The 12,388-nt window shown below is 69.7% G+C and carries 16 protein-coding genes; 10 read left to right on the top strand and 6 right to left on the bottom strand.

The genetic code is table 11. From position 1 onward, the window contains the following. Positions 1–45 precede the first annotated feature (45 nt). The gene (locus H4W80_RS25440) at positions 46–270 is read right to left on the bottom strand and encodes a hypothetical protein (protein ID WP_192787399.1); all 225 of its coding nucleotides are present in this window, start codon (positions 268–270) and stop codon (positions 46–48) included. A 124-nt stretch (positions 271–394) separates the two neighbouring features. Between H4W80_RS25440 and H4W80_RS25435 the strand changes: the two genes are divergently transcribed. The 9 genes from H4W80_RS25435 to H4W80_RS25395 all read left to right on the top strand — a co-directional run bounded on the left by H4W80_RS25435 (position 395) and on the right by H4W80_RS25395 (position 7,661). After that, entirely contained in the window at positions 395–937 is a 543-nt protein-coding gene (locus tag H4W80_RS25435) for an RNA polymerase sigma factor (protein WP_192787398.1), read from the top strand. Continuing rightward, on the top strand, positions 934–1,845 hold the full coding sequence (locus tag H4W80_RS25430) for a hypothetical protein (protein ID WP_192787397.1): 912 nt from the start codon (positions 934–936) through the stop codon (positions 1,843–1,845). The genes H4W80_RS25435 and H4W80_RS25430 overlap by 4 nt, the downstream gene beginning before the upstream one ends. 165 nt (positions 1,846–2,010) lie before the next feature. Continuing rightward, positions 2,011–3,450, top strand: a complete 1,440-nt coding sequence (gene ngcE, locus H4W80_RS25425; protein ID WP_192787396.1) for an N-acetylglucosamine/diacetylchitobiose ABC transporter substrate-binding protein — start codon at positions 2,011–2,013, stop codon at positions 3,448–3,450. Positions 3,451–3,454: 4 nt separating this feature from the next. After that, entirely contained in the window at positions 3,455–4,369 is a 915-nt protein-coding gene (locus tag H4W80_RS25420) for a carbohydrate ABC transporter permease (RefSeq protein ID WP_192787395.1), read from the top strand. Beyond that, positions 4,370–5,215, top strand: a complete 846-nt coding sequence (locus tag H4W80_RS25415) for a carbohydrate ABC transporter permease (protein ID WP_192787394.1) — start codon at positions 4,370–4,372, stop codon at positions 5,213–5,215. A gap of 9 nt (positions 5,216–5,224) precedes the next feature. Then, on the top strand, positions 5,225–5,485 hold the full coding sequence (locus tag H4W80_RS25410) for a 4a-hydroxytetrahydrobiopterin dehydratase (RefSeq protein WP_192787393.1): 261 nt from the start codon (positions 5,225–5,227) through the stop codon (positions 5,483–5,485). A 95-nt stretch (positions 5,486–5,580) separates the two neighbouring features. Further along, on the top strand, positions 5,581–6,153 hold the full coding sequence (locus tag H4W80_RS25405; protein WP_192787392.1) for a superoxide dismutase family protein: 573 nt from the start codon (positions 5,581–5,583) through the stop codon (positions 6,151–6,153). A 52-nt stretch (positions 6,154–6,205) separates the two neighbouring features. Then, the gene (locus H4W80_RS25400) at positions 6,206–7,291 is read left to right on the top strand and encodes a low temperature requirement protein A (RefSeq protein ID WP_192787391.1); all 1,086 of its coding nucleotides are present in this window, start codon (positions 6,206–6,208) and stop codon (positions 7,289–7,291) included. Between the two features lie 40 nt (positions 7,292–7,331). Continuing rightward, the gene (locus H4W80_RS25395) at positions 7,332–7,661 is read left to right on the top strand and encodes a nuclear transport factor 2 family protein (RefSeq protein WP_192787390.1); all 330 of its coding nucleotides are present in this window, start codon (positions 7,332–7,334) and stop codon (positions 7,659–7,661) included. Positions 7,662–7,758: 97 nt separating this feature from the next. Here the strand turns inward: H4W80_RS25395 and H4W80_RS25390 are convergent, their stop codons facing one another. The 5 genes from H4W80_RS25390 to H4W80_RS25370 form a co-directional block, all read right to left on the bottom strand. Continuing rightward, a complete protein-coding gene (locus H4W80_RS25390) occupies positions 7,759–7,998 on the bottom strand; it encodes a hypothetical protein (RefSeq protein ID WP_192787389.1) in 240 nt (79 codons plus the stop codon). Positions 7,999–8,036: 38 nt separating this feature from the next. Next, positions 8,037–8,678 (bottom strand): GOLPH3/VPS74 family protein, encoded by a 642-nt coding sequence (locus tag H4W80_RS25385; protein WP_192787388.1) that lies wholly within the window; start codon positions 8,676–8,678, stop codon positions 8,037–8,039. Further along, a complete protein-coding gene (locus tag H4W80_RS25380; protein ID WP_378525600.1) occupies positions 8,647–8,907 on the bottom strand; it encodes a type II toxin-antitoxin system antitoxin in 261 nt (86 codons plus the stop codon). Before H4W80_RS25380 ends, H4W80_RS25385 begins: the two co-directional genes overlap by 32 nt. Positions 8,908–8,912: 5 nt before the next feature. Then, positions 8,913–9,851: an SPFH domain-containing protein gene (locus tag H4W80_RS25375; RefSeq protein WP_192787387.1), complete on the bottom strand. Its 939-nt coding sequence runs from the start codon at positions 9,849–9,851 to the stop codon at positions 8,913–8,915. Between the two features lie 99 nt (positions 9,852–9,950). Next, positions 9,951–10,772, bottom strand: coding sequence for a spermidine synthase (locus tag H4W80_RS25370; RefSeq protein WP_192793725.1), 822 nt, complete (start codon positions 10,770–10,772; stop codon positions 9,951–9,953). A 71-nt stretch (positions 10,773–10,843) separates the two neighbouring features. On the opposite strand from H4W80_RS25370, the gene H4W80_RS25365 reads away from it, so the two are divergent. Continuing rightward, positions 10,844–12,358, top strand: a complete 1,515-nt coding sequence (locus tag H4W80_RS25365; protein ID WP_192787386.1) for a penicillin-binding transpeptidase domain-containing protein — start codon at positions 10,844–10,846, stop codon at positions 12,356–12,358. Positions 12,359–12,388 lie beyond the last annotated feature (30 nt).

The raw sequence follows: 12,388 nt of genomic DNA, 5'->3' as shown, positions 1-12,388 counted from the left end.
CGCCGCTCGCCGCCGCCGCTCTCGCCTCGTCGGGGCGCTCGCCGTCTATGCGCCGCACGCGTTGCGCCGGGTGCCGCCGTGCGCCTTCCCGCCGTACCGGCGCCGGAGGGACTCCGGGCGGGTGCGCCGCCGCTCGCCGCCGCCGGGGCCGGGGGTGCGCTGTCGTCGGCCGTACTCGCCTCTCACCACCGCCTCGCCCGCCGCCCGGCCCCGTGCCTCATCGCCGTACCGACCGCCGCCCTCCTCTCCTCCCGCACCTCCGCTCCTCATCACCGCACCGCCTAGCCTCCATCACCCCCGCGTTGCGGGGCGCTCCCGGAGTTGGGGTGGTCGGTAATGGAGGCGGAAATCCGGACATGGGGTGAGTGGTGGTGAACCACAGTGAGGAGAACGGATGGGAGCCGATCCCCAAAGCCGGTTCGAGGCGATATACCAAGCGGCCTACCCCCAGCTGCTCGGATACGCGTTACGCCGATGCCCCGACCCGGACGACGCGGCCGACGTCGTCGCCGAGACGTTCATGGTCGCGTGGCGCCGGATAGAGGAGGTGCCCGGAGGCGACGAGGCGAGGTTGTGGCTCTTCGGGGTGGCCAGGAAGGTGCTGGCCAACCAGCGGCGCGGTGAGCGGCGGCATGAGCAGCGCACCGCCGCCCTGCGCGAGCAGCTGGCCGCCTCGCCGCTCGTCGCCGAGTTGCCCGGCGACGACCTCTCGCAGCTGGGCAAGGTGTTCCGGGCCCTGTCCGAGGACGACAGGGAGCTGCTCGCCCTCGTCGCGTGGGAGCGGCTGGATCCGGGCCAGATCGCCAAGATCCTCGGTATCTCGCGCAACGCCGTACGGGTCAGGCTCTTCCGGGCCCGCAAACGCTTCGCCCGTGGCCTGGCCGCGGCCGGGGTCGAGTACTCGAATGCCGTCGCGATCGAAGGGAGCAGCCTGTGAGCATCCGGAGGGAGCAGCCCGTGAACATCGCCGAGCTCGCCCGCGTACGGGACGAGGAGCTGGCCGGGGACGCGGTGGGGCAGGCGTCCGGCGCGGGGGCGCGGGCGCTGATGGAGTCGATCATGGCTGAGGAGCGGGTGCCGGTGCGAAGGCGTTCCCCGCGCAGAGGGCGGTGGCTCGGGCTGGCCGCGGTGGCGGTCGCGGCGTCCGTCGCGCTCGTCGTCGGGGTGCCGTTCGGCGGCCCCGTCACCGAGTACGCCAACGCCGCCGTGTCGATCAAGGCCGGCGACGACTACCTGGAAGTGGCGATCAACGACCCGGAGGCCGAGGCGGCGGAGTTCGCGGAAGCGTTCCGGGCGGTGGGGCTGGACGCCGAGGTGAAGAAGGCGCCGGTGGCGCCGGAGGACGTGGGCAAGCTGGTCGGCCCGATCATGGACGGAGAGTTCCCGCCCGGCACGGGCGTGACGGGCAGTCGCAGGACGGACTGCCCGTCGGCCTGGTGCGGCACGATCTCCATCCCCGTCCACTTCAAGGGGAAGGTCATCTTCGGGATCGGCCGGCCGGCCGCGCCGGGGGAGCCCTACGCCACACCGAGCACTGACGGCCGGTACGCCGACGCGCCCGTCGACGGCTACAGGGCTCGCGGCAAGCGGGTCGGCGACGTCAGGGTCAACATGGAGCGGCTCGGGCTGAAGATCGAGTATGTGGTGATGTGGACCACCGGCCCCGACGGCAGCGGCAGCGGGTACCCCGTGGACGGCGCGCACATCAAGGACGACTGGACTGTCGAGAGCGCTTACAAGACGGCGTCCGACGCGGTCCGGGTGTACGTCGATGCCGGTCCCGGCGTGCCGCCCAACTCGCTGCCCAAAGCCGGCTCCTTTGAGAGGCCCGAGTGGTGGAAGTAGCGAACCGGCACTTGCCGCCCTCGTTCCCGTCCACGATGCTGTCATCTGGTCAGGCAAGGCGATCACGGCAAGGTCACGTCTCGATTGCACCCCCTTGACGCGTGTCGGGGGCCGTTCGTACGTTCGGGCAAACGTTTAGGAAACTTTCCTAATTCAGGAGCCCTCATGACCCCTCCGGGCGAGATCACTCGGCGTCAGCTGCTGCGCCGCCTCGGTATGACCGCGTTCGTCGCCGGCCCCGGTGCGGGCCTCCTGAGCGCCTGCGCCACGGCCGGTGCCGGGGGCGAGCCTTCGGCCGCCCCCAGCATCACCGCCTCCGCCGACACCAGGAACCCGTTCGGCGTCGACCCCAAGAAGCCGCTGGAGGTGGTCATCTTCAGCGGCGGGTACGGCGACGCGTACGCCAAGGACCTGCACGAGGAGCTCTACAAGAAGGAGTTCCCCGGCGTGTCGGTCAAGCACAACGCCACCCAGCAGATCGGCACCCAGTTACGCCCGCGCTTCGCCGGCGGCGACGTGCCCGACGTGCTCAACAACTCCGGCCCCGACTCGATGGACCTGGCCGCGCTGGCCGCCGAGAACCACCTCGCCGACCTCACCGTGCTCTTCGACGCCCCGTCGATCGACGACCCTGCCAAGAAGATCCGCGACACCGTCACCCCCGCCGTGATCGACAACGCCAAGATCAACGGCAAGGACCTCGTCCTGAACTACACCGTCTCCCACCGCGCGCTCTGGTACAACGCCAAGCTGTTCGCGGCCAAGGGATGGTCGCTGCCGAGGACGTGGGCCGAGTTCACGGCGCTGGGGGACACGGCCAAGCAGGAAGGCATCCTGCTCTTCGCGTACCCGGGGCAGAAGGGCCCGTACTACCAGCTCTGGAACGTCCTCTACACGGCCGCCAAGATCGGCGGGAACCAGGTCATCATCGACATCGACAACCTGGTCGACAACGCCTGGAACGCCGAGCCGATGAAGCAGGCGGTCACGGCCTGGGTGGACATTCAGGCGAAATATGGCGACAAAGCGTACTTCGGGCTCGACCACACCCAGACCCAGGTCAAGCAGCTCCAGAACAAGCTGCTCTTCTACCCCGTGGGCTCCTGGGTCGAGAACGAGATGGCCAAGGACAAGCCCGACGACTTCGAATACGCGATCGCCCCCATCCCCGACGTCACCGCCGCCGACAAGATGCCGTACGGCGCCATCCAGGTCGGCGTCGGCGAGAACTTCGTCGTCGCGGCCAAGGGCAAGAACCCGCAGGGCGGCCTCGAATACCTGCGCATCATGCTGTCCAAGGAAGGCGCGCGCGGATTCACGGAGAAGACCGAGAACCTCACCGTGGTGAACGGCGCCGCCGCCGGGCTCGACCTGCCCGCCGGGCTGATGAGCGCCGCCAAGGCCCAGGACGCGGCCGGCCAGAACATCATCACCGACGCGCGTTTCGAGGGCTGGTACAAGGAGCTGTTCGACTACGGCACCCAGCAGATCAACGTGGTCATGGCCGGGCGCATCACCCCGGACAAGTTCTGCGCGAACATGCAGAAGAAGGCCGACGAGATCAAGAAGGACGACGCGGTCGCCAAGCAGACGCGGAGCCAGTGAGCAGATGGAGCGGCTGCGCAAGTACGGGTTCGTCGCCGGATTCCTCGTCGTCCCCCTGGCGCTCTATTCGGTTTTCGTCATCAGCCCCTATGTCCAGGCGTTCCAGCTCTCCCTGACGAGCTGGAACGGATACAGCTCGATCGTGCGGTACGTGGGGCTGGACAACTTCGGCCGGCTGTTCGACGACGAGGTGTTCTGGCAGGCCCTGCGCAACCACGGGATCATGCTGCTCGTGCTGCCGATCGCGACGATCGTCATCGCGCTGTTCCTGTCGTTCCTGCTGAACCTGGGCGGCGGCACGCGCGGCGCGGGCATGAGCGGCGTCTGGGGGTCGAAGTTCTACCGGGTGGTGTTCTTCTTCCCCCAGGTCCTGGCCGTGGCCGTGGTGGGCGTGCTCTTCCAGGCGGTCTACCGCCCCGACGCGGACGGCGTCATCAACGGCGTGCTCGCCAGGTTCGGCGCCGAGCCCGTCGGCTGGCTCACCGAGCCGGGCCTGGCCCTCTGGTCGATCATCGCGGTGATGATCTGGCAGGGCGTCGGCTTTTACGTGGTGCTGTTCTCGGCGGGCATGGCGGCCATTCCCAAGGACTATTTCGAGGCCGCCGCGCTGGACGGCGCCGGCCGTGTCCGGCTGTTCTTCTCGATAACGCTGCCGCTGCTGCGCGACACCATCCAGGTCGGCTGGATCTATTTGGGGATCGCGGCCTTCGACGGATTCGCGTTGGTGCAGGTGCTGGCCGGCGACAAAGGCGAGCCGGACGGCGCCACGACCATTCTCCCGGTCACCATCTACAAAACGGCTTTCGCCTACAACAAGGTCGGATACGCCTCCGCGATGGGCGTGGCGCTGTTCTTCCTCACCGTGACCTTCGCCGTGCTTACACTGCGGACGACCAGGCGTGAAAGGGTTGAGCTCTAGATGGCCAGAAACAGGCCGCGGCCCGGCGTGCTCAACGGGCTCTCGCACGTGGCGCTGGCCGTCTGGGCGTTGCTGATCATCCTGCCGCTGCTGTGGACGTTCCTGGCGTCGTTCAAGAACAACACCGAGATCTTCGGCGACCCGCTGCAACTCCCGGGGGCGCTGCGGCTGGACTCGTGGGGCCGGGCCTGGGACAAGGCGCACATCGGGCAGTACATGCTCAACACCGTGGTCGTCGTCTTCTTCGGCACGGCGGGCACGATGTTGTTCGGGTCGATGGCGGCGTACGTGCTGGCCCGCTACACGTTCGTCGGCAACAAACTCATCTACTACTACTTCGTGGCCGGGCTGGCGTTTCCCGTGTTCCTGGCCCTGGGGCCGCTCTTCTTCGTCGTCAAGCAGTTCGGCCTGCTGAACTCCCACGTCGGGCTCGTTCTCGTCTACATCGCCTATTCGCTGCCCTTCACCGTCTTCTTCCTGGCGGCGTTCTTCCGGACGCTGCCGCAGACCGTCGCCGAGGCGGCCATGATCGACGGCGCCTCGCACACCCGGACGTTCTTCCAGATCATGGTGCCCATGGCCCGGCCCGGCCTGATCAGCATCACCATCTTCAACGTCCTCGGCCAGTGGAACCAGTATCTGCTGCCCCTCGTGCTCCTGGCCGGCGACCCGGACAAATGGGTCCTCACCCAGGGCATCGCCAAGATCTCCACCCTGGCCGGGTACGAGGCGGACTGGCCGGGCCTGTTCGCCGCGCTGAGCATGACGATCCTGCCGGTCATGGTCGTCTACATCATCTTCCAACGCCAGATCCAGTCCGGGCTCGGCTCGGGGGCGCTGAAGTAACGTGGCGCCATGAGCGAGAACCTGCCCGCATGGCGGCGCGAGGGCGACGAGATCCGGCGCACGATCGAGGCGCCCGACTTCCCCACGGCCATCCGCATCGTCGACGCGATCGCGGTCAAGGCCGAGGAGCTCAACCACCACCCCGACATCGACATCCGCTGGCGTACTCTCCACTTGGTCCTCACCACCCACGACGCGGGCGGGCTGACCGACCTCGACTTCACGCTGGCGGCCATCATCGACGACATCGCGGCGAAACACGGCGCCTGACCGCCGAATACTCAATGTAGTGGCTTGATTACTCGTTAGAGTGGGTGCCCTCCCGGAGCCCTCCTGCCGAAGGGGCTCGGACCATGGAGGCTCTCATGCGCGTGCCCGCACTCCTGTCCATCATGCTCACCGCCGCCTGCGCGGGCCCGCCCGCCCCGCTCCAGCAGGCCATGGGCCCCAGCGAGGGGCCCAGCGAGGGAGCCACGAGCGCGGCGATCAGGCTGGCCGGTGAGGGGCAGTTCACCACCTCCGACACCGCCGCCATCGTCTACGACCGCAAGCTCGTCCCGCAGGGCGCCCAGGGCAGCGCCCACGTCGAGTCGGCCGACGGTCAGACGCGCACCACGCTCGTCGTCGAGGGCCTGCTTCCCAACCACCACTACGGCGCCCACCTGCACGTCAAGCCCTGCGGGAAGAAGCCCGACGAGACGGGGCCACACTTCCAGCACAAGGCCGGCGAGATCAGCCCGGCCAGCGAGGTCTGGCTCGACTTCACCACCAACGCGGAGGGCGCGGGCCGCTCGTCCGCCCGCAACGACTGGGTCCTCGACCCGGCCAAGCTGCCCGGCTCGCTCGTCATCCACGCCAAGGCCACCAAGACCTCGGGTCCTGAGGTGGGCACGGCGGGGGACCGGGTGGCCTGCCTGACCCTGAAAAAGGTGTCGTAACCGCCCCCGGCCACGGGCATAATTACACAATTACATAAGGGAGGGTGTAGTGGTGACCCAGTGGCAGCCACCTCGATTACGGCTGTTCGAAGACGCGCACCGCAGGGCGACCTGGCTGGAGCTCCTGTACGACCTCGTCTTCGTCGTGGCCGTGGCCGAGCTCGCCGACGTGCTCCCCAGGAGCCTGCCGGCGTTCGTGGGCCTGTTCGTACCGATCTGGTGGGCCTGGCTGGGCTACGTCTTCTACGCCAACAGGTTCGACACCGACGACGTCAGCCACCGGTTGCTCGCGCTGCCGCAGATCCTGGCCGTGGCGGCCATGGCGGCGAGCGTGAGCGACATCGACCAGCGTTCCGGACTTTTCGCCATCGCGTATGTGGTGGTCAGAGTGCTGCTCATCGTGGCCTATGTCCGCGCCGGCCGCCACGTGCCCGACGCCCGGCCCCTGACGACCCGCTACGCCGTCGGGTTCGCGGTCGCGGTGCTCATCTGGCTGGCCTCGCTCGCCGTCGACCCGCCCCAGCGCTACGCGTTCTGGGCCGTCGCCCTCGCGATCGACCTCGTCACGCCGCTGCTGACCAGGCGGGCCCAGGGCAAGCTGCCGCCGCAGAGCGAGCACCTGCCGGAGCGCTTCGGCCTGTTCGTGGTGATCGTCCTGGGCGAGGTCGTGGCGGCGGTCGTCCTCGGGCTCAAGGGGCACGACGTGACGCCGGGCACGCTGCTGATCGCCCTGGCCGGGGTGGCGATCGCGATGGGCTTCTGGTGGCTGTACTTCGGCCACACCGACGAGTCCGTCGTGCTGCGCACCCGGCTGGCCGGACAGGTGTGGGTCTACTCGCACCTGCCGCTCTCGCTGGGACTGGTGGCGTTCGGGATCGGGATAGAACACGCGATCATGCACCCGTCCTCGTCGAGCTGGTCCGTCGGGCTGCCGGCAGCCGTGGTGCTCGCCGTGCTCGGCCTGCAACACCTGTGCTCGTCCGACCGGCGGGCGGGCGCCATCCGCCTCGGCGTGGCGGCGCTCACGCTCGCCACCTCGGCGCTTCCCGTCGCCGCCGCGCTGCCCCTGATCATCCTGTACGCGGCGGCGCAGGTCGCCTACGACCTGTTCCGCCCGCAGCCGGAGCGCGCCGCATGACCGCCGAGGACCTGTTCCGCCCGCAGCCGGAAGGTGCCGCATGACCGCCGAGGACCTGTTCGACCGCCAGCTGGCCGCCATCGCCGACCGTGACCTGGAGGCGCTGCTGGGCCAGTATCACGACGACGCCACGGTCGTCCGCTTCGACCGCGTCGCCCGGGGCCCCGCCGAGATCAGGGACCTGTTCGCCGCGTACCTCTCGGCGGAGCCCAAGGTGGACGAGATCGTCTCGGTGCGGACGACCGACGACGTGATCTTCTACAACGCCCTGATGACGATCGCCGGGAACCGCGTCACCACGTACGGCACCCTGGTCATCAGGGACGGCAGGATCTGGCGCCAGACGGCGGCCGCCGCGCCGCTCACCTGATCGCGGCCGCCATCGGCTGCCACGGCGCCGCGTCGAAGATCAGCATGATCGTGGCGATCTTCCCGTCGCGGAGCCGGAAGCGCTCGGCCGTGCGCGCTCATCGGGCCTCCTGGGCGGCCAGGTGCTCGGCCAGCCGCAGGCACAGGTGACGCAGCGACGTCAGCTCCTCGGGGGAGAACCCCCGGAAGATCGCCGCCATGGCGTTCCTCGGACTGACGCCGGCCGACTGGGCCGGCTCTCCGATGCTGACGCCGCCGTCGTCCGCGTCGCTCAGCCGCAACAGCAGGTCCATCGCCCCGGAGCTGAGCCCGCGGCCCTCGCTGCCGTGGGCGCGCATGCGCTCGATGGACTGGAAGGCGGTGCGGACGGCTCCACTCAGCCGGAGCTCTCGGCGGCCTGCAGGTTCTTCCGCAGCGCCGTGGTGATCGGCTCGATGGGTGCCGACAGCTGCTCCACCCTGCGCTGGTGGAGAGGCCACTCCCGGTCGGGCAGGACCGTCTTGAGCCGGGCCGCCGCCGCCAGCGCGGCCAGGACGCGGACGTCCGGGCTCACCCGGCTGATGGGCCGGCTGCCGTGGACCGCGCGGGCGACGCGCTCGGCGAGTCTGCGCGAGAGGTGTGGCTTGCGTGGCGTGACCCGCTCGACCGGGAAGAGCAGAACCCGGTGGCGCTCCACCCGGACCAGCCGGGCGGCCTCCAGCTCGTCGCGGACCAGCCGATACGCCTGCGCGTGGTCCTTGCGCATCCAGCTCCCCCACGACCGGGGCGGAGAGCCGGCGATCTGCTCCCAGACGGCCGCCTGCAGCCGGCCGGGGGCGGCGGGGGCGGTGACCGCCCGCGCCTTGCCCGACTCGTCCGCCAGGCTGCCGCTCGTCATGAGCTCGGCGAGCGCCGCCGCGCGCAGGAGGCAGCCCAGCCGGCGGCGGTTGGCCGGCCGTTCCTTGCGGAGGTCGAAGGCCAGCAGGAAAACCGACCTCGGCCAGGACTCACCCTGCTGTGTCGTCGTCCGCGGTTCCATCGGCCGTCTCCCCTCCTTCCAGGGCATCTTCCGGCTCCGGGGCCTTGCGCGGGCGCCCGCGGGGGCGCATGCGCCCCACGCTGTCGGGCAGGCGACCGGCCTCCGAAAGGGCCTTGCGCAACAGGAACTCGATCTGCGAGTTCGTGCTGCGCAGGTCGTCGGCGGCCCACTTCGCCAGCGCGTCGTGGACCACCGGGTCGAGCCGCAACAGGATCTTCTTCCGCTCCACGGCGATTACTGGTAGAGCGTGCCGGTGTTGACCACCGGCTGGGTGTCGCGGTCGCCGACCAGCACCACCATGAGATTGCTGACCATGGCCGCCTTGCGCTCCTCGTCCAGCTCCACCACGTCGTGCTCGGCGAGCCTGGCCAGGGCCATCTCGACCATGCCGACCGCCCCCTCGACGATCCGCTGCCTGGCCGCCACCACCGCGCCGGCCTGCTGGCGGCGGAGCATCGCGTGGGCGATCTCCGGCGCGTACGCCAGGTGGATGATGCGCGACTCGATGACCTTCACCCCGGCCGAGGCCACCCTGGCGCCGATCTCCGCGGACAGCCGCTCGTTGATCTCGTCGGCGTTGTCCCGCAGCGACAGCCGCGGCTCGCCGTGCGAGTCGTACGGGTAGACGCCCGCGATGTGCCGCACCGCCGTCTCCGCCTGGATGGCGACGAACTCCACGAAGTCATCCACCTCGAACACCGCCTGCGCCGTGTCCTGAACCTGCCAGACCACCACGGTCGCGATCTGGATCGGGTTGCCGTCCGCGTCGTTGACCTTCGTCACCTCGGTCTCGTGGTTGCGGATCCTGGTGGACACCCGCCGCCGCGCCGTGAACGGGTTGACCCACTGGAAGCCCGGCGTCCGAAGGGTGCCGACGTACCGGCCGAGCAGCTGCACCACCCTGGCCTCGCCCGGCGCCACGGCGGTGAGCCCGCAGCACAGCGTCGCGCCCACCAGGACTATGAGGGGGGCCGCCACCACCAGCCACGCGCCGGACTGCCCGGCCCCGTCGGCGAGCATGACGATCCCCAGCGCGAGTAACGCCACCCCACCCAGGATCAGCACCACCGCCACCCCCATCAGCACGAATCCGTTGGCCGCCCGGACGGGGCGCTCGCTGGTGTGCGGCGCCGGCATGTCCACGACGGTCCCTTCGAACGATGTGTCTGTCATCGCCCGTCCCCTTTTCCACCTGGCTCTGTCTGCTATCAAAGTGATATCACTTTTTGGGCGCACGGGGAAGAGGTCCTGGCTCAGGGAGGACCGGGCAGGTCAGCCGAAGACGGCGGGCGGGGGGACGGGGGCGAGGATCGGGTCGCCGTCCTTGATGGGGGCGGCGCCGGCGATGAAGTTGGTCAGCGCCTCGCCGTGCACGCATCTCGCCTGCGTCAGCCCGCCCGCCGCGCGCCGCGTCATGAGGTCCAGCGGCAGGCCGGTGCGGGAGGCGGCCACGATCAGGTTGCCGAAGCGGCGGCCCCGCATGACGCCCGGCTCCGCCAGCAGGGCCACGTGGCCGAACGTGCCGGTCACCGTGGCGAGCAGGCGCCTGGCGAAGGCCAGGCCCTTGCCGTCGGCCAGGTTGATCAGGAGGGTCCCGTCCGGGCGGAGGATCCTGGCGAGGTCGCCCATGTATTCCGCCGTGGCCAGGTCGACGGGCATCGTCGCTCCCGTGAAGGCGTCCAGCACCACCAGGTCCGCCGAGTCGTCCCAGACCTTGGCGGTGCCCTCGCGCCCCCCGGCCACGATGACCTTCAGGCGGGGCACCGAACGCAGGTCGAGCTGCTCGCGTACCAGATTGACGAGGAGGCCGTCCGGCTCGATGACGATGTGGCGGGAGCCGGGCCTGGTGGAGGCTATGTAGCGGGGGATGGTGCAGGCGCCGCCGCCCACGTGTACGCAGCTCAGCGGCCCTTCCGACAAAAGGTCGATCACATCCGCCATGAGTCGTACATACTCAAATTCGAGAAACGTCGGATCTTGAAGATCAACATACGACTGAGGTACGCCATCTTTGGACAGCACCCAGCCGTCCTGCCTGTCCAGGTCACGGAGAAGCTCGACCTCGCCGAACGTCACCGGATACACGCCGGGCATCGGTTCCCGCTGTCCTCGTGCCACGCTGATCCCCTCCTGGGAGAAACCGTATGCGACGACGAAGGCTGATTGTGCTCGTTATCGCACTTGTCGCGGTAGTTGGGGCTGGTGCGTTCGCGATCGCGGCGTCGAACCGGGTCAAGGGCAGCGCTTCCCAGACCGCCGCGGACTACTTCGACGCCTGGCGCAAGGGTGACGTGTCGCGCATGGCGCGACTGGTGTACGAGCCGCCGCCCGACTTCGCGATCCGGCATCACCGGCTGACGGAGGAGCTCCACATCGAGTCCATCCGGCTGACCCCGGGGCGCTTGAAGAGCATGGGGGAGGGGGCCGCCGAGGTGCCGTTCACCGGGGTGCGGCAGCTCGCCGACCTGGGGGCGTGGCCGTTCGACAGCACGTTGCGGCTCGGCGTGCGGGATCGGGCCTGGAAGGTGCTGTGGGCCCCCGAGACGCTGCACCCCCTGCTCGGGGGCGGCGGCACGCTGGAGCTGGACGAGGTCGACGCGTCGGCGGCCGAGCTGGTCACCAGCGAGGGCGAGCGGATCCCGAACGACAGTTACGCGGACGCCTACCTCGACCAGCTCAAGCCCGAGTTCGGGTCGTCGTCCCGAGGCTGGGAGCTGGTGTCCAAGGTGCCGGGGCAGCCGGCCAGGCAGCTGCTGGCCCGCCGGCCCAAGGCCGACGTCGAGCGCACCACGCTGTCGCGGCCCGTGCAGGCGGCGGCCGCCAGGGCGCTGGACGGGGTCGACGACTCCGCGATGGTCGTCATCCGGCCGAGCACCGGCGAGATCCTGGCGCTGGCCGACCGGCTCAAGAACAACTACAGCGCGGTCCGGGACGTCTTCCCGCCGGGGTCCGTCTTCAAGACGATCACGGCGGCGGCGCTGCTCGGGAGCGGGCTCGACCCGGCGGCGGAGGTCCGGTGCCCCGGCACGTACACCATCCCGTTCCACGCGCCCTTCAAGAACGACGGCGAGGTGGACCGCGGGCTCATCAGCTTCACCGACGCCTACGCGTACTCCTGCAACACGACGTTCGTCGAGCAGGCCACCACCAGGCTCACCGCTGACCAGCTGCGGGAGACGGCGGACGAGTGGGGGTTCGGCCGCCAGATAGCGACCGGCATCGGCGGCACCTGCGGGACCATGCAGGAGACCGACGATCCCGACATGTTCGGCCTCGACGCCATCGGCCAGGGCCAGGTGGTCGCGACGCCGCTGTGCATGGCCGCGCTCGCCGCCGCCGTGCAGAGCGGCACCTGGCGCTCGCCCCGGCTGCTGTCGGACGCGGAGGTGCGCCGGATCGACGGCGTCCCGCACAAGGACGTGCGCATGGACGAGGGGATCGTGGCCTCGCTCAGGGACATGATGGCCGCCGTGGTCGATCACGGGACGGCGAGCGACATGGGGCTGCCGGCGGGCGTGGCGGGCAAGACGGGGACGGCCGAGGTGCCGGACGAGGAGCTGTCGCACGCGTGGTTCATCGGCTACCGGGACGACCTGGCCTTCTGCGTCTTCGTACGGCACGGCGGCTCCGGCCGGCAGGCCGCCGTCCCCATCGCCGCGCGTTTCTTCAGCGGTCTCTGACCTGCGAAAGTCCGCGTACGGCGGACCTCC

The sequence above is a fragment of the Nonomuraea angiospora genome (assembly GCF_014873145.1).
In the GTDB taxonomy this organism is placed as follows: Bacteria; Actinomycetota; Actinomycetes; order Streptosporangiales; family Streptosporangiaceae; genus Nonomuraea; species Nonomuraea angiospora.
This window is presented reverse-complemented; position numbering and strand designations above follow the sequence as displayed.